Consider the following 15,602-nt stretch of genomic DNA (forward strand, 5'->3'; position numbering starts at 1 on the left):
AATCGCAGGAGCGTATTGCCCTAAAGACAATCAATAGTCTTGGAGGGGGGCTGTTCCCCGATAGGATGGAAATACGGGCTCACGACTGGACGCCGGGCCCAAGCATCGAATGGAGAACAGCCATGGAAGAGTATATCGGTCTCGATGTGTCGATGAAAGAGACGGCGGTCTCGATCCGTCGAGCAGGTGAACGGATCTGGCGCGGCAAGTGTGCATCTGATCCCAGTGTCATCGCCGCGCTCATCCGCAAGCGGGCGCCGGCCGTGAAACGCGTGGTGTTCGAGACGGGACCGCTGTCGGTATGGTTCTATCATTCTTTGCGCACCGAAGGATTGCCGGCGATCTGCGTCGATGCGCGCCATGATAAAGCGGCGCTCGATATGGCGGCGAACAAGACGGACGCGAACGACGCCGATGGTCTGGCGCAGCTCGCGGAAGTCGGGTTCTTTCGTGAGGTGCGCGTGAAGGGATTCAACAGCATGCTGACCCGCACGCTTGTCGCGGCGCGCACGCGGCTGGTCCGGATCACCACCGAGCTTTCGAACCAGATCCGCGGCGTCATGAAGACCTTCGGTCTGCTTGTTCCCGCCGGAAAGGGAAGCACCTTCGAGAAGAACGTCCGGAACCTTCTGGCTGATCAGGACGGACTTGCATCCATCGTGCTTCCGATGCTGGAAGCCTGGCGTGGCATTCGCATCCGCGCCGCCGAACTCGGTCGCCAGTTGGTTCGGGATGCGCGCGAGAGTCAGGCCTGCCGCATCCTCATGTCGATTCCGGGCATCGGTGCGATCACCGCAACCTCTTTTGCCACAGCTATTGAGGAGCCTGACAACTTCAGGAAATCCCGATCTGTTGGCGCGTGGATCGGCCTGACAACGCGCCGCTACCAATCCGGAGAAGTCGATTATGATGGCCATATATCCCGACGTGGCGACCGCCATTTGCGTGGGCTTCTCTATGAAGCGGCAGCGGTCATTCTGACGCGCAGCTCAACCGACAGCGCTCTGCGGACGTGGGGACGGCATCTCCGGGAGAGGATCGGCTTCAAAAGAGCCGCCGTGGCTGTGGCACGGAAACTGGCGGTGATAAGCATACGATGCTTAAGACCGGCGAGCTGTTCAATCCGAATGCCGGAGCTGCCGCATAAGCTCGGATAGCGTTCAGAACCTGAACGCCTAAGGTGTCCCTGCCGGGACGTGAGCCGATCCATTCCGCTGATGGGGTTGCACTGCTGACTCAGCAAAGTGCGTCGTCCACATTGAAGGCTCGTCCGCGAAGCTCCATCATGCGGCGACCAATGTCGACCGCGAAGACAACCACGCACCCGGCAGCGTCTCTTGACGAAACTAAATGCTTGACGTCCCAGCAGCGATTAGACAACACCTCCGTCGGGCAACTCGAGGCCGACATCTGCACCTTCATCCACCTGCACAACCAAAACCCGAAGCCCTTCAAATGGACCAAGTCCGCAGACCAGATTTTGGCTTCCGTCAAACGCTTCTGCCACAAAACCCAGCAGACTTTATGTGGCGAACATTAGATTCACGTGACTAGCCTGTCTTATTCGTAAGAGGCGCCCGAGAGGCTGGCGAGCGTGGTGTAAAGCGCTGATACGGCGTAGGATTCGGTTGTGAAGCCAACCCCATCACCTCCAACCGCGAACGCCACGCCCGCCATGACCGACGATACGATTCCGCCCTTCTCGTTTCCAGCCATTCACGCCAAGAAAGTCACAGCTGCCTTCGATGGTGGGCGCCTAACCTCGAACGGGGGCGTGATGCTTCTGGCGATGGCCGAGCGGCGTCTCGGCTTGGCCGACAATCTGGCCCGGGTGTTCCCGGATCGGCGCGATCCGACGCGGGTCGTGCACAGCCTGGTCGATATGTTCCGCGCGCGCATGTTCGCGATCTGCTGCGGCTACGAGGACGCCGACGACCTCGATCATCTGCGGTCCGATCCGGCATTCAAGCTGGCCTGCGGTCGCCTACCGGACACGGGCCGGGATCTGTGTTCCCAGCCGACGCTGTCGCGGCTGGAGAATGCTCCGCGCCTGCGCGACGTGATCCGACTGACCTACATTTTGGTCGACGCATGGATGGATAGCTACCCCCACGAGCCGGCATCCGTCACGCTCGACATCGATGATACCTGCGACGTCGTCCACGGCCATCAGCAGCTCTCGCTGTTCAACGCTCATTATGACGAACGCTGCTTTCTGCCGATCCACGTCTACGACACGGAGAAGAGCCGGCCCGTGGCCGTCGTGCTGCGGCCCGGCAAGACGCCGGGCGGCGTCGAGGTGCGTGCCCATCTGCGCCGCCTGGTACGGCATATCCGCACGCGATGGCACAACACGCGAATTACGTTCCGTGGCGACGGGCACTATGCCCGGCCGGAGGCCATGGCGTGGTGCGAGACCAACGGCATCGACTACATCTTCGGTCTGTCCGGCACCAAGCCTCTCGCCAGAAAAGTCGACGAGGTCGCCGACGACATCCGCACCCGACGCGCCATCGAGAACCTGCCGGTTCTGCGTGGCTATACCGAGACCCGCCACAAGGCAAAGTCCTGGGATCGCGAACGGCGCACCGTCGCCCGTATTGAGGCGACGATGCTCGGCCTCGACATCCGTTTCGTCGTCACCAGCCTCGATGTCGGCTCGGCCGAGTGGATCTACGACAGCCTGTATTGCGCGCGCGGCCAAGCAGAGAATCTGATCAAGCTGCATAAGACACAGCTCGCCTCCGACCGCACCAGCTGCCGTTCGGCGCTCGCCAACCAGGTCCGTCTCGTGCTCCATACGGCCGCTTATTGGCTGATGCTGACCGTGCGCGACGCCATTCCCAAAGCCCGGGAATTGGCCACTGCCGAGTTCGCGACGCTGCGTCTTCGTCTCTTGAAACTCGCTGCCCGTGTGGTCGAGACCACGAGCCGCATTCGCCTTGCGTTTGCCGCGGCATGTCCCGAAGCCGACCTGATCCGCGGCTTGCCCGGCGCGCTGCTCCCGCTCGGTCCGTAACCGACCGGGCCTGCGCCCGCTCACCCGCCCCACTCCTCCATCGCCTACAAAACAGCTTGATGCAGAACCCGGTGAGAAAAGGCCGGACGGTCACCCACGCCAGCCGCCAGCCCCCGTCAGACGTCAAGAACGACCGTGCTCTCGTGAATAGATCGGGCTAGGTCGTCCTGTCCTGACGCTGCGATCTGCAGGCTGGCGCTCAATCGATGCTCGCATCTTCCGCGAGGCGCCGATGCGCTCGCCCGATAGCCTCTGGGCCGCGGCCTCGCCGACCGGATCACCGGATCAGCTGCGGCGCCAAGCGCAACAACTTGTTCGCCCATTTCGGGAGCTTCAGCGCCTACACCCTCGAGGACGTCGACTTGTACCACCTTGGCTAGGGGACCCTGCCACTCGGTTGACAAGCCGGTAGTGCTGATCGTCAACTAGGGACGGCTGCCATCTGGAGCATGTCTCTGGTCGTCTATCTCGAGCCGCGCTGCTACAAGTTCATACGATCACAGCGTTTATACGTCTCAAGATCGGCCCGAGTGCCACATTGCGCCGCACACGTTCGAGAGCCACAGGACGTAAGCCTGCGTGCGAGAGAAAAAGCAAGCCTCCAGCTAAACTCGAGACGCACGGGTATTGCCGCCATTGTCTATCAACGCCGTTTTCCCGCGCGGGGTGCTTGCAACGTCTATTGCTTCACCTAGGGTCCAGACTCAATTGAGCCAATATGCGACGAGAGCGGCGAGATGAACAGCGGCCAAAAAATTACGGGCGAGCTTGTCATATCGCGTGGCGATGCGCCGGAAGTCCTTGAGCCTGCAAAAGCAGCGTTCGATGACATTTCGTCCTTTGTAGGCGCGTTTGTTGAAGCGATGGATGACGACACGGTTAGATTTATTGGGGATTACGGGCTTGGCGCCACGACGAATGATTTCGCCGCGAAGCTTGTCGCCATCATACCCTTTGTCGGCGAGGAGCACGCTCATGGGTGGCGCGAGCGCCAGGACATCGGGAGCCGCAGCGATATCGGCATCCTGGCCTGGAGTCAGATGCAGGACGACCGGCCGGCAGAGCGGATCGCTCAGCGCATGGATTTTTGTCGTGCGGCCTCCGCGCGAGCGGCCGATTGCTTGATTGTGCTCCCCCCTTTTCCGCCGGAGGCACACCGGTGAGCTTTAATCGAGGTCGAGTCGAGCGACAGTACGACGCCGTCTTCGCCAGGCTTGGCCAGCGCTTCGAAGATTGCGCACCATCGTCCTCGCTTGGCCCAGCGATTGAAGCGATTGTAGATCGTCGTGTAAGGGCCGTATTCACGTGGACAATCACGCCATCGTGCACCCGATTGCAGCATGTGAATGATGCCGCTGACGATGCGTCGGTCGTCGTCCCGATCCGGCCCCGTCAGTCCCCTCGGCAGATGCGGTTCGATACGCGCCCATTGCCTGTCGTTCAGCCAAAACAAACCAGCGCGCATTCTCTCGCCCCCGAATCAACACGTAGGCAAGAGAATCACGTGGCGCTATTTAGGTACAGACCCTAACCCAACCCGCTAGCTGACACCGGACAAGCTTCGCCGAACATCGCAAGTTTGCGCCGGCAGTTAGCTCGTCGTATCGAAGCATGGATTTCGCACTCGGTCGGCAAGAACCTCTGGATGATCCCGTATAGCGGTGCCGCGGCGGTTAAGTGCCTGGCGGTCGCCTGGTTGCGCGAGCCGCCGAGATGGTTCTAATGGATCATATACGCCAGCCGGCCGAATCGGCTTCCAGCCGTCGAGGGCATCCACCGCGATTCAAAGTCGCTTTCATGTGGCCCGTCCAGAAGCGCTCGTTGGCTCAGAGGGCAGGGCCGTCAACAGGCCGAGCAGGCTGCCAGTGAAGCCTTCGAAGCAGGGTAGAAGCGATCGCCCGTTCCAGCGGCTTGGAGAATCTTAAACAATTATTGAATGTTGATTGCTGCTCCATGTACGTGCGCTCACCGACTTTGCCGCCGCCAGCCATCTACGCGCAGCCGGCACCATCCTCCATCCGATCGCCCCAGTTCTCAGCCTCTGGGCCGGCACCGGTGGGCAAAGCGACAGCACACGGACGCGCGCTTTACAGCCTATGGGCTCTGGCCGTATCGCGTTCACTGCCTCCTTTGCTGCCACGTTACCAAATGAGGTAGGTATCGCGTGTTGGCAATTGTGGTACCTTGTAGGGGATGATCGAAATGAGCGGCGAACAACTTAGTACGTTATAAGCCCTTCAAGCTAGGAGATCTCGAATGGCACCGAATGCAAGCGAAGACGAGAAACGCGAGCGGCGGCCACATGTCGGGCACGACCCGGCTCTGATATCTGGCGCTTCCGCCGATGGCGCTGGGAAATCTACGACAGCCGCATCGCCTATTCCATTTACTTTTCGGGAATGGCAGAGCTCGATTGAAGCGACAAGCAACCTGTTCGCTGCGGCCCTGAAGGACGGACTAGGTTTGGCGGCTTCCTCCCTGCACGATCAGGCCACCTTTCTGAAGGATATCGCGGACTCCAAAACTTCCTCGGAGCTGTTGCGGTGTCACCTGGATTTTCTGGAGAAATTCTGGTCGAGGTCGTTCAGCGCCGGCTCGAAGATATTGGATCATCTCAAGCCACAGCCATCACCCGCGGGAAGGCAGGCGCTTCACTGAGCTTGCGATAAGAGCCCGATCGCAGCTACTTCCTCCAGAGCCGAGGGCATATGTCGCCCACTGACGAGGGTGTGGGTCGCTTCAGTGGCTTCAGCTCACCCGCCAAATCCCACGATTGCTCTGAACTCAAGATGCCGCGAGTTATCTAAGATTCGTTTGCCATAGATACCTCTCTTTTTGTCGAATAGAGCTTTTCTTAGGCGGAGGCAGGCAACCGCTGTCCGCTCAAGGGGGCGCAGATCCGGTTGGCGGCCGATGCCGGGATGAGTGATGACGTGATCGCCACAAGCCTGGGCGTCGGCCACTTGGCGGTCTCCCACCCTTCGACGTTTTTGTCGAAGGCAACCTGGCGGAGAACCAGAGCGAAGAGCCGCCTACCGGGCAGAGCGCGAACTCAACGACAAGGAAGAGGCCCTTCTGGTGGCCACCGCCTGCGGCCCTCCGGCAGGCCGGGCGCTGGACACCGGAGCTGCTAGCTGGCGAATGCTCAGGCTGACGTGGTACCAAGCGTGCCGCCGGAACGTCGTTCTCACGCTTGACTGCAACTTGCCCACACGGGCCGCTTTCGTTTTGGGAATTGCCGGGTTGGGAATTGCCGGGTCTCGTCAGCTTTCAGTAAGCCAGCCCGGATACAGAGCCGTTGTGGTTAACGGGACGTGGCAGGGACAGCGCTATCTATCCAGAACGGTCAGCGCCGAGTCACGCTTTCCGCTAAACTCAACGGCAGCGCGGAGCGGCAGGGATAGTGCCTTTATCCAGCCCCCCCAGGTCGGTAGGCGCCAGGCCGCGCCCGCGCTGTTTCCTGTCGCTGACCTTCTGTAGTCGGCTTTAAGCGTTCAGGGGGGTGGAACATGGACGGCTTCAACTCAACATCCTCGCCTTATGCGCCGCAAGTGCGGCGCAACCAGCCGCTGCCAAGTTTGTCTCTTTATGTGCCCCCGAGCTGGCAGCAGGGAGATCCGTGGGCGCCGGAAGACCTCAAGTTGCGAATGGGTTTGCACAAGCTTCTGCCATCCGGATCTGAGCCAAATAAAAGTCTTACTCTCGGGGACGTGAACTAAACAGCCGGTATCGGGCCGCCAGGCTCGGAACACGAGATTTTTCTCCGCAGAAATCGCTCACCGGTGACGTTGCAGCGCGATTTGAAGCGGGCGCGGATAGTTCTGTTGGCGGCGGATGGGCGCAGCACCCGGTCGATCGCCAAGGAAGTTGGGGTCCAGCCGCGGATTGTCAGCCTTTGGCGGCATCGCTATGCCGACCATGGCCTTGAAGGGCTGCAAGACAAGCCGCGGCCTGGCAAGCAGCCGATCTATACGAAGACGACCGACAAGCGGATTCTGAAGCTGCTGGATAAGCCGCCACCGCAAGGGTTTGCGCGCTGGACCGGCCCCCTGCTGGCCGAGGCGCTGGGCGATGTCGATGTCCAATATGTCTGGCGGTTCCTGCGCAGCCACAAGATTGACCTGGTGGCTCGCAAGTCCTGGTGCGAGAGCAACGACCCGAACTTTACGGCCAAAGCCGCCGATGTTGTCGGCCTCTATGTCGCGCCGCCGGCGAAGGCCATTGTGCTGTGCGTGGACGAGAAGCCCTCGATCCAGGCTTTGGAGCGAGCGCAGGGTTATCTGAAGTTGCCCAATGGCCGCGCCTTGACCGGCCAAAGCCACGATTACAAGCGGCATGGCACCACAACATTGTTTGCGGCGCTCGAAGTCGCCACCGGAAAGATCATCGCGACCCATTCAAAACGCCGGCGCCGCGTCGAGTTTCTCGATTTCATGAACAGCGTCACCGCGGCTTTTCCGAACCGCAAGCTTCACGTCATCCTCGACAACCTCAACACCCATAAAAAGAACGAGGACTGGCTCAAGGCCCACCCCAACGTGCAATTTCATTTCACGCCGACAAGTGCGTCATGGCTCAATCAGGTCGAAGTATGGTTTTCCATCTTGCAGGGGCAGTCGCTCAGCGGCACCTCCTTCACGAGCCTCAAGCAGCTTCAGGAACACATCGATGCCTACGTCAACGCATACAACGACAGAGCCGAGCCCTTCGTCTGGACCAAGAAAAAGGTCCGTCAACGCCGTTTCAAAGGCCGCCGTATCACTCAGCTCTGATTCCGGGTACTAGTACCCACTTTTCTTGGAACGTGAGTCGTGATTCAAGGTCGGGATGATACCCGAAGCAAGAGAAGTCCACCTTTCGAGGAAAGATCGCAAGGTGCTTGAGGCGTGCTGTCGCTCACCGGTGACGTTGCAGCGCGATTTGAAGCGGGCGCGGATAGTTCTGTTGGCGGCGGATGGGCGCAGCACCCGGTCGATCGCCAAGGAAGTTGGGGTCCAGCCGCGGATTGTCAGCCTTTGGCGGCATCGCTATGCCGACCATGGCCTTGAAGGGCTGCAAGACAAGCCGCGGCCTGGCAAGCAGCCGATCTATACGAAGACGACCGACAAGCGGATTCTGAAGCTGCTGGATAAGCCGCCACCGCAAGGGTTTGCGCGCTGGACCGGCCCCCTGCTGGCCGAGGCGCTGGGCGATGTCGATGTCCAATATGTCTGGCGGTTCCTGCGCAGCCACAAGATTGACCTGGTGGCTCGCAAGTCCTGGTGCGAGAGCAACGACCCGAACTTTACGGCCAAAGCCGCCGATGTTGTCGGCCTCTATGTCGCGCCGCCGGCGAAGGCCATTGTGCTGTGCGTGGACGAGAAGCCCTCGATCCAGGCTTTGGAGCGAGCGCAGGGTTATCTGAAGTTGCCCAATGGCCGCGCCTTGACCGGCCAAAGCCACGATTACAAGCGGCATGGCACCACAACATTGTTTGCGGCGCTCGAAGTCGCCACCGGAAAGATCATCGCGACCCATTCAAAACGCCGGCGCCGCGTCGAGTTTCTCGATTTCATGAACAGCGTCACCGCGGCTTTTCCGAACCGCAAGCTTCACGTCATCCTCGACAACCTCAACACCCATAAAAAGAACGAGGACTGGCTCAAGGCCCACCCCAACGTGCAATTTCATTTCACGCCGACAAGTGCGTCATGGCTCAATCAGGTCGAAGTATGGTTTTCCATCTTGCAGGGGCAGTCGCTCAGCGGCACCTCCTTCACGAGCCTCAAGCAGCTTCAGGAACACATCGATGCCTACGTCAACGCATACAACGACAGAGCCGAGCCCTTCGTCTGGACCAAGAAAAAGGTCCGTCAACGCCGTTTCAAAGGCCGCCGTATCACTCAGCTCTGATTCCGGGTACTAGCTCCCGATTGAAGTCAGCCAAGGCGGCGAGTCGCCCGCGCTGCCTGCGATCCGAGTCGATCGTTAATAAGCCGAATTGGGCTGAACTGGACAGTTGAGCGTTGGCCAGAGTGAGAGCAGGAAGAGGGACAAAAGGTCTCTGAGCCAAGCCAGGACACGGCGGAGGTTGTGGCCAACGGCCGAGAGGAGAACGTTAGCGGCATCTCCGGCGCGGCCTTTGAGATAGCAGCGGCCAAGGTGACCTTCGTTCTTCATGTGTCCGATGATGGGCTCGATGGCGGAACGGCGGCGTAGCTCGCGCTTGATGACGCCGAAGACGCCGCGCTTCTGGCCCGAGATGAAGACGCGGCGGGGATTTTGTGTGTCGTGGCCGCGATATCCCTTGTCGACATAGGCCCGTTCGATCGGGCAGCCGGTGAGGCTCTCGGTGCGCTCGATGACGTTGCGAAGGGTGTGACCGTCGTAGGGGTTGTCCGGCAGCGAGCAGGCGTGGAGCACGAACAAGCCGCCCGGAGCTCTTTGGTTGTTGGTGACGATGGAGGCCTTCACGCAGAACTCATAGGGCGCGGCGGCCTTGCCCTTGCCGATGCACTCGACCTCCGGAGCATGGAAGATGGGATGGTTGCCGTCCATCCCTGACGGCATCGCAATGTGCCAAAAAGGTGATGATTCACAACCACTGAGCGGAAAGGACGGCAACCGTGACGAAGGATATGATGATCGGCGTGGATCTGGCAAAACATGTTTTCCAACTCCATGGCGCGTCGATGACGGGGCACGTGAAGTTTCGCTAGAAGCTGTCGCGGGCTCAATTCCACAGATTCATGGCTGAACAGGCGCCGAGCGTGGTGGTGATGGAGGCTTGCGGTGGGGCCTACTTTTGGGCCCGGCAGATGATCAAGCTGGGGCATGACGTGAAGCTGATCTCGCCGCGCTACGTCAAGCCATTCTTGAAGCGCCAGAAGAACGACGCGGCCGACGCTGAGGCGATCGTTGACGCGGCGCAGCGCCCGGAAATGCGTTTTGTCGAGATCAAGACCGAGGCTCAGCAGACCCGGGCGGTCCTGTTTCGAAACCGGGAGCAGTTGGTCCATCAGCGCACCGAATTGACGAATGCCTTGCGCGCGCATCTCTATGAATACGGCTACATCGCTCCACAAGGAAGCCCAGGCATAAAGCAAATTCACGACATACTCGACCAGGAGCGCGATGATTTGCCGAAGCTCGTGCGCGACCTCTGCCGCGATATGCTGCAGCAGATCGCCGAAAAGACCGCTCGGATCCAGGCCATGCTGGTGCAACTCAAGGAGCTAGCCACGGAGACCGAGACGGCAAAGCGCCTGCAGACGATGCCCGGCGTGGGCCCGATCACCGCGCTGGCGATCGAGGCCTTCGCGCCGCCGATGGAGACATTCAGATCGGGCCGGGATTTTGCCGCGTGGCTGGGGCTTGTGCCACGGCAACATTCATCGGGCGGTAAGCAACGGCTTGGCCGGGCGTCGAAGGCCGGCCAAGTGGACATACGTAAACTCCTGATCATTGGCGCGATGTCCCGCCTGAGCTGGTTGGGACGCAAGTCGATAGGCGAGAGAACCTGGCTGGGCCGCATATTGGTCAGGAAGCCCCGTTTGCTCGTGGCGGTCGCACTCGCGAACAAGATGGCGCGCGCCATCTGGGCGATGCTGACGAAGAAGGAGAACTATCGAGATCCGGCGCTGGCGGCCTCTGCATGACGATCAGTCCGCAGCGGGCCTCAATCTAACGCCGGTACGTTGGGGAGTGTGGGAAGACGACGACTTGCATGGGCAAATGATCGAAAGATCTGGATCGGGAAACCAGCTGTATTCCTGGAGCTTCGAGCTCGAATGGAAGATTTGGACTTGATCCGCAGATCACCATACCGGCCGGCGGCATCTGAGGGCGCCGCACATGAAGGCCTCACAGAAGCGCGCACTCGATCACATGCTCGCGGGTCAAAAAATCTTCTTGCATCGCGGACGGCAACCACAGAAGGAATACAACTTCCAGCCGCGCTGGCGCTGCTGCTGCGAGCCGATCTGGGTGGCTCGGCTCAGCGGCAGGGCGAATGCCCCCTCCAATGCGGCCTGGCCCTCGGTCTTGCGGCGAATGTCGCGGATGATCCGGCCCAGCCGGCTGCGCAGGATGCGCAGCTGTCGCTGATGCCGGTTGAATTGTTTGGCATGAGCGTAGCGGCCCGCCATCATCGCCGCGCTTTTGGCCACGCGAACATAGGATTGCCGGAGCCTGACCCCGTGCTTCCTCGCCAGGCGGTTCAACCCGCGGATCGCTGCATGCAGCAGCTTGGCGTCGGTCGGGAAGCTGATGGCCTTCGGTTGGACGGTCGTGTCGACCGTGACCCGCTTGAGGTCCTGGCTGCGCAACGCACCGCTCGCGTGCGCCACGCGAAGGCTCTCGGCCAACAACCGCTCCAGCTTGTCGCCGAGCCGCTTGCGCCAGTGGCTCAGGTCTGAGCGCTCATGCGGGAAAACGTGCTGGAAAAACTCTTCGCCGGTGAAGAACTGGAAGTACGGATCGTGGACCCAGCGCTCGCACACCCCCTCATCGGACAGGCCGTAGATGTGCTTGAGCAGCAGCAATCCGATCATGAAGCGGGTCGCGATACCCGGCCTGCCGTTGTCGCTGTAGAGCGGCGCGATCTCGCCGTCGATCCAGTCCCAATCGACCCTGCCGGCGAGCAGAACCAGCTCGTGTCGCATGTTGATGATCTGGTCCAGCCGGGACCGGAACAGATCGTTCGAGCCTGTCGTCCTGTGCTTCTTTGGTCGCATCGGTACCTCCGATGCAGCACAGAATCACGGTTCGCAGCGGCAGGGAAATCCAAAATCGAAATTGCAGGTTTTTGGGCTGTGAAGCCCCAATCCCCTGCAATCTCAAATGCCGCCGCAACCGGAAAACAGACTCTCAATCAAGTGCTTGGAGGCTTGTTCACGGACAACATCCGAAGCTGATCGCCGAGACACGTGAGGCGACTACCAGTCCTGGGGCGAGAGCTTCGTCGCCCTGGCCGAGGGTCTGCAGAACGCGCTGTGGTCGCTCGGCGGGCCAGCGCGTAAGCATCGCACCGGGCCAAGGCCCGAGCCCGTATCAGAGTCCCGTGAATGGTGTCGTAGTTCAGGTATCCCTGCAACACGCGGCGGAGCCACGCGCCGGTATCAACGATGAACGCCTGGCGGCGGTTCGTTACGCCGTGTCGTATCGTGCCATCCTGGCATTGCGGGAGTCGATTGTCACCCGTCGGATTGTGAAGTGCGGATTTCGTTGGGTGCACCGCGCAGATGTGCGTGAACCCGAGGAAGTCGAACGTCTTCGGGCGGCGTTGCCCCGGCGCGAGAGGCGCTCGGCCGCGTACCGTCCAAATTTCAGAATCCGGGTCTTCTCCTCATTTAGCGAAAGACCGAACTCCGCTATTCGCTCACGCAGGGCGTCGAGAAGGCGTAGGACCTCGGTTTTATTTCGAAGCCCATAAGACTGCCGCCGGCATAGCTGCCGCTGCTTCTCCACTCGTGGGTCCAGAGGTCGAAGACGTGATGCACATTCATATTTACGAAGAGCGGCGGGAGCACCGCCCGTTGCCGCGTACTTACTCGTGCTACGGGCTTCGATCTGAATTTTCATTGCACGCAAGGAACTCGCAACTGACGGCATTTCTGATTCTAGAGTGGCCAAGTTCAGAAACATGGCGAAGAAGCCCGCGCACTACATCGCACAGGCGAATCGAAAAAGATTCGGGATTAGCGGGATGAAGGAGATCGTCACGTGACAACGCCAGCGGTCAGTCGCTTGCGTATCAAATCAATCGCAAGAGCCGGAGGTCTGACGGACGATGAGTTCCTGCCCGCCGCCGTGCATTGCCCGTCAGTAGCGGATCCGGCGCTGCAAGGAAGGCGCCGCGCTTTGGCAGGGGAGCGGAGCTGGTCGGCGACGCAGCGCCATTACGCCCGCGCGTCCTCGGCATCGTCCTGGGCGCACACCGTGGCGATGAAGGCGGAGACGAGGCGCCGTGCGCTCTTGCCGGCACGTGCCAGCGCATTGCGCATGAAGTGGACGCGGCAGCGCTAGTGGCGTTGAGAACTTCGCCGACCGTGGCCGTGATCCCTCATGAGTATCGGAGACGACGAGCCCGTAGCCCCGCAGGCCGCGGCGGACGAGCTTGCGCAGGAGCGCGGCCCAGAACGTCTCGGCTTCGGATGGGCCGACGTCAATGCCGAGCGCCTCACGCCGGCCGTCGCTGTTAACTCGACGCGATGGTCACCGCGACCGAGACGATGCGCCCCTGCTGACGCAGCTTCACGTACGTGGCCGATCCACAGATAGGGCCGATCGCCCTAGTACCCGGAATCAGAGCTGAGTGATACGGCGGCCTTTGAAACGGCGTTGACGGACCTTTTTCTTGGTCCAGACGAAGGGCTCGGCTCTGTCGTTGTATGCGTTGACGTAGGCATCGATGTGTTCCTGAAGCTGCTTGAGGCTCGTGAAGGAGGTGCCGCTGAGCGACTGCCCCTGCAAGATGGAAAACCATACTTCGACCTGATTGAGCCATGACGCACTTGTCGGCGTGAAATGAAATTGCACGTTGGGGTGGGCCTTGAGCCAGTCCTCGTTCTTTTTATGGGTGTTGAGGTTGTCGAGGATGACGTGAAGCTTGCGGTTCGGAAAAGCCGCGGTGACGCTGTTCATGAAATCGAGAAACTCGACGCGGCGCCGGCGTTTTGAATGGGTCGCGATGATCTTTCCGGTGGCGACTTCGAGCGCCGCAAACAATGTTGTGGTGCCATGCCGCTTGTAATCGTGGCTTTGGCCGGTCAAGGCGCGGCCATTGGGCAACTTCAGATAACCCTGCGCTCGCTCCAAAGCCTGGATCGAGGGCTTCTCGTCCACGCACAGCACAATGGCCTTCGCCGGCGGCGCGACATAGAGGCCGACAACATCGGCGGCTTTGGCCGTAAAGTTCGGGTCGTTGCTCTCGCACCAGGACTTGCGAGCCACCAGGTCAATCTTGTGGCTGCGCAGGAACCGCCAGACATATTGGACATCGACATCGCCCAGCGCCTCGGCCAGCAGGGGGCCGGTCCAGCGCGCAAACCCTTGCGGTGGCGGCTTATCCAGCAGCTTCAGAATCCGCTTGTCGGTCGTCTTCGTATAGATCGGCTGCTTGCCAGGCCGCGGCTTGTCTTGCAGCCCTTCAAGGCCATGGTCGGCATAGCGATGCCGCCAAAGGCTGACAATCCGCGGCTGGACCCCAACTTCCTTGGCGATCGACCGGGTGCTGCGCCCATCCGCCGCCAACAGAACTATCCGCGCCCGCTTCAAATCGCGCTGCAACGTCACCGGTGAGCGACAGCACGCCTCAAGCACCTTGCGATCTTTCCTCGAAAGGTGGACTTCTCTTGCTTCGGGTATCATCCCGACCTTGAATCACGACTCACGTTCCAAGAAAAGTGGGTACTAGAGCGGGCGGTTGAGGAAGGCCTTCACGTTGTCGCCGATCTCACTGCACATGCCGCGCCGGTCATGCCTTCGACCACCAGCGCCATCAGCCGGAGGCCGAGTGTGTTCCCTAGTACCCGGAATCAGAGCTGAGTGATACGGCGGCCTTTGAAACGGCGTTGACGGACCTTTTTCTTGGTCCAGACGAAGGGCTCGGCTCTGTCGTTGTATGCGTTGACGTAGGCATCGATGTGTTCCTGAAGCTGCTTGAGGCTCGTGAAGGAGGTGCCGCTGAGCGACTGCCCCTGCAAGATGGAAAACCATACTTCGACCTGATTGAGCCATGACGCACTTGTCGGCGTGAAATGAAATTGCACGTTGGGGTGGGCCTTGAGCCAGTCCTCGTTCTTTTTATGGGTGTTGAGGTTGTCGAGGATGACGTGAAGCTTGCGGTTCGGAAAAGCCGCGGTGACGCTGTTCATGAAATCGAGAAACTCGACGCGGCGCCGGCGTTTTGAATGGGTCGCGATGATCTTTCCGGTGGCGACTTCGAGCGCCGCAAACAATGTTGTGGTGCCATGCCGCTTGTAATCGTGGCTTTGGCCGGTCAAGGCGCGGCCATCGGGCAACTTCAGATAACCCTGCGCTCGCTCCAAAGCCTGGATCGAGGGCTTCTCGTCCACGCACAGCACAATGGCCTTCGCCGGCGGCGCGACATAGAGGCCGACAACATCGGCGGCTTTGGCCGTAAAGTTCGGGTCGTTGCTCTCGCACCAGGACTTGCGAGCCACCAGGTCAATCTTGTGGCTGCGCAGGAACCGCCAGACATATTGGACATCGACATCGCCCAGCGCCTCGGCCAGCAGGGGGCCGGTCCAGCGCGCAAACCCTTGCGGTGGCGGCTTATCCAGCAGCTTCAGAATCCGCTTGTCGGTCGTCTTCGTATAGATCGGCTGCTTGCCAGGCCGCGGCTTGTCTTGCAGCCCTTCAAGGCCATGGTCGGCATAGCGATGCCGCCAAAGGCTGACAATCCGCGGCTGGACCCCAACTTCCTTGGCGATCGACCGGGTGCTGCGCCCATCCGCCGCCAACAGAACTATCCGCGCCCGCTTCAAATCGCGCTGCAACGTCACCGGTGAGCGACAGCACGCCTCAAGCACCTTGCGATCTTTCCTCGAAAGGTGGACTTCTCTTGCTTCGGGTATCATCC

The 15,602-nt window shown here is 60.5% G+C and carries 7 protein-coding genes and 6 pseudogenes; 7 read left to right on the forward strand and 6 right to left on the reverse strand.

Going from position 1 to position 15,602, the window contains the following annotated elements; genetic code table 11:
• Nucleotides 1-122: 122 nt before the first annotated feature.
• The 3 genes and pseudogenes from ACFLEY_RS05695 to ACFLEY_RS05705 all read left to right on the forward strand — a co-directional run bounded on the left by ACFLEY_RS05695 (nucleotide 123) and on the right by ACFLEY_RS05705 (nucleotide 3,019).
• Nucleotides 123-1,147: pseudogene (locus ACFLEY_RS05695) on the forward strand (IS110 family transposase).
• A gap of 231 nt (nucleotides 1,148-1,378) precedes the next feature.
• Nucleotides 1,379-1,540, forward strand: a pseudogene (locus ACFLEY_RS05700) (IS630 family transposase); the annotation flags it as partial.
• A 135-nt stretch (nucleotides 1,541-1,675) separates the two neighbouring features.
• Nucleotides 1,676-3,019, forward strand: coding sequence for an IS1380-like element ISBdi2 family transposase (locus tag ACFLEY_RS05705; RefSeq protein ID WP_039183842.1), 1,344 nt, complete (start codon nucleotides 1,676-1,678; stop codon nucleotides 3,017-3,019).
• Between the two features lie 704 nt (nucleotides 3,020-3,723).
• Here the strand turns inward: ACFLEY_RS05705 and ACFLEY_RS05710 are convergent.
• A protein-coding gene (locus ACFLEY_RS05710) for an IS5 family transposase (protein ID WP_110115998.1) occupies nucleotides 3,724-4,484 on the reverse strand; the annotation gives its coding sequence in 2 pieces (ribosomal slippage) (nucleotides 3,724-4,145 and nucleotides 4,145-4,484; 762 coding nt in all).
• Between the two features lie 791 nt (nucleotides 4,485-5,275).
• On the opposite strand from ACFLEY_RS05710, the gene ACFLEY_RS05715 reads away from it, so the two are divergent.
• The 3 genes from ACFLEY_RS05715 to ACFLEY_RS05725 all read left to right on the forward strand — a co-directional run bounded on the left by ACFLEY_RS05715 (nucleotide 5,276) and on the right by ACFLEY_RS05725 (nucleotide 8,911).
• The gene (locus ACFLEY_RS05715) at nucleotides 5,276-5,677 is read left to right on the forward strand and encodes a hypothetical protein (protein ID WP_011084637.1); all 402 of its coding nucleotides are present in this window, start codon (nucleotides 5,276-5,278) and stop codon (nucleotides 5,675-5,677) included.
• 1,070 nt (nucleotides 5,678-6,747) lie between these two features.
• A complete protein-coding gene (locus ACFLEY_RS05720) occupies nucleotides 6,748-7,791 on the forward strand; it encodes an IS630 family transposase (protein WP_396604960.1) in 1,044 nt (347 codons plus the stop codon).
• A gap of 55 nt (nucleotides 7,792-7,846) precedes the next feature.
• Nucleotides 7,847-8,911, forward strand: a complete 1,065-nt coding sequence (locus ACFLEY_RS05725; RefSeq protein ID WP_026192128.1) for an IS630-like element ISRj1 family transposase — start codon at nucleotides 7,847-7,849, stop codon at nucleotides 8,909-8,911.
• A gap of 75 nt (nucleotides 8,912-8,986) precedes the next feature.
• On the opposite strand, the pseudogene ACFLEY_RS05730 reads toward ACFLEY_RS05725, so the two are convergent.
• Nucleotides 8,987-9,535: pseudogene (locus ACFLEY_RS05730) on the reverse strand (IS5-like element ISBj2_B family transposase); the annotation flags it as partial.
• A gap of 101 nt (nucleotides 9,536-9,636) precedes the next feature.
• On the opposite strand from ACFLEY_RS05730, the pseudogene ACFLEY_RS05735 reads away from it, so the two are divergent.
• Nucleotides 9,637-10,656, forward strand: a pseudogene (locus ACFLEY_RS05735) (IS110 family transposase).
• 255 nt (nucleotides 10,657-10,911) lie between these two features.
• Here ACFLEY_RS05735 and ACFLEY_RS05740 read toward each other — a convergent pair.
• From ACFLEY_RS05740 to ACFLEY_RS05755, 4 genes and pseudogenes are all read right to left on the reverse strand, one after another.
• Nucleotides 10,912-11,733, reverse strand: a pseudogene (locus ACFLEY_RS05740) (IS5 family transposase); the annotation flags it as partial.
• A 1,167-nt stretch (nucleotides 11,734-12,900) separates the two neighbouring features.
• Nucleotides 12,901-13,290: pseudogene (locus ACFLEY_RS05745) on the reverse strand (transposase); the annotation flags it as partial.
• A 13-nt stretch (nucleotides 13,291-13,303) separates the two neighbouring features.
• Nucleotides 13,304-14,368 carry an IS630-like element ISRj1 family transposase gene (locus ACFLEY_RS05750; RefSeq protein WP_026192128.1) on the reverse strand — a complete coding sequence of 355 codons (1,065 nt, stop codon included), beginning with the start codon at nucleotides 14,366-14,368 and terminating at the stop codon, nucleotides 13,304-13,306.
• Nucleotides 14,369-14,535: 167 nt separating this feature from the next.
• Nucleotides 14,536-15,600, reverse strand: a complete 1,065-nt coding sequence (locus ACFLEY_RS05755) for an IS630-like element ISRj1 family transposase (protein WP_082755507.1) — start codon at nucleotides 15,598-15,600, stop codon at nucleotides 14,536-14,538.
• Nucleotides 15,601-15,602 lie beyond the last annotated feature (2 nt).

The sequence above is a fragment of the Bradyrhizobium sp. YCK136 genome (assembly GCF_044570075.1).
GTDB classification, from domain to species: domain Bacteria; phylum Pseudomonadota; class Alphaproteobacteria; order Rhizobiales; family Xanthobacteraceae; genus Bradyrhizobium; species Bradyrhizobium diazoefficiens.